This is a genomic window from Pseudomonas sp. P5_B2 (assembly GCF_056400445.1).
This window is the reverse complement of the sequence record NZ_JBFULH010000908.1, coordinates 1-1,337: the sequence shown is the minus strand read 5'-3', so window position 1 is coordinate 1,337 and position 1,337 is coordinate 1. Positions and strand designations below refer to the sequence as shown.

The 1,337-nt window shown below is 56.6% G+C and carries 1 protein-coding gene; it reads left to right on the top strand.

Annotated elements, in window-relative coordinates; translation table 11 throughout:
* Positions 1-1,337, top strand: a 1,337-nt coding sequence (locus AC1DRJ_RS27895; RefSeq protein ID WP_477804987.1) for an FAD-binding oxidoreductase, incomplete at both ends; no start/stop codon positions are given.

Here is a 1,337-nt window from a genome sequence, read left to right as displayed (position 1 = left end):
GCATACCGCTGTATACGATTTCCACCGGTAAAAACCTCGGCTACGGCGGTTCAGCGCCCAATCATGGCGGTAGTGTTGTGCTGGACCTGAAGCGGATGAATCGAATCATTGAGGTCAGCGAAAGCAACGGCTACGCAATCGTGGAGCCGGGCGTCAGCTATTTCGATCTGTATAACTACATCCAGGAACGTGGCCTGAAGGTGTGGTTGGACGTCGCCGACCCGGGCTGGGGCAGTGTGGTTGGCAACGCGCTTGACCATGGCGTGGGTCACACGTTGTCGCGCTTTCGCAACCACTTCGATTCGCACTGCGGAATGGAGGTGGTGCTGGCCAATGGGGAGGTGGTTCGCACAGGAATGGGAGCGCTACCCGGTTCCCAGACGTGGGGACAATTCAAGATGGGGATGGGGCCGATCCTGGACGGCATTTTTTCCCAGTCGAATTTCGGCGTTGTCACCAAGATGGGCATTTGGTTGATGCCGGCACCAGAAGCCTTCATGCACGGCATGGTGATGGCCGCGCGTTATGACGACCTGCACGCCGTAGTGGAATTGCTCAAGTACGTCGAGAACACCGGGTTAGCCTCTGGTGCGCCGGAAATGGGTAGTCCACTGCTCGGTATCAGCAATTACACGAAACATCTTGTAGACGCCTTTTACGATGGTCCGCCGCAGTTGCAGAAGCAGCATGCTGATCTGATTGCGAAAGCCAGTGTCGGTTACTCGGCTGAATTGCAGCAGTATGGGCAGGACAACAACATTCCTTACTGGGTGCTTAACTTGAAGTTCTACGGACCACCGAAGGTGATCCAGGCCCAGTGGGAGGCGGTACAGGAGCTGGCGGCGAAGTCTATCAAGGGTGTTCGCTTTCAGGCTGGCCAGATTCAGAGCGATCCGAGTAAAGCTTCCGCTGAGTGGACGGTTTACCCACAGGATGTGGGTGTACCAAATATGGATTTTTTCGGTATGGGCACACGTGCCGGAGGCAACCCGCATCCGATGCGCGGCCATATGTGGTTCTCTCCGGTCATTCCACAGACTGCGCAAGGCATCCTCGAAGCAAATCGCGTTTTCGAAGAGGCGCACCGCACCCTGCCTGCGCTGCAGGATGTACCGATCTGGAACCTCAGGCCTTTTGCGTTGCCCGCGCCGTTTTTCGAGCGCGCTTTCCTTTTCATCGTGGGCTTYCCGATCACCGATGATACGGCGATGAACAAAGCCTCCATCAAGGCGTATCGGACGCTGCTCGATATCGGCGCACAGCATGGCTGGGGCGAATATCGTTGCCACCCGGAGTTCCAGGACCAGGCCATGGGCTTGTATTCGTACAACAACAAC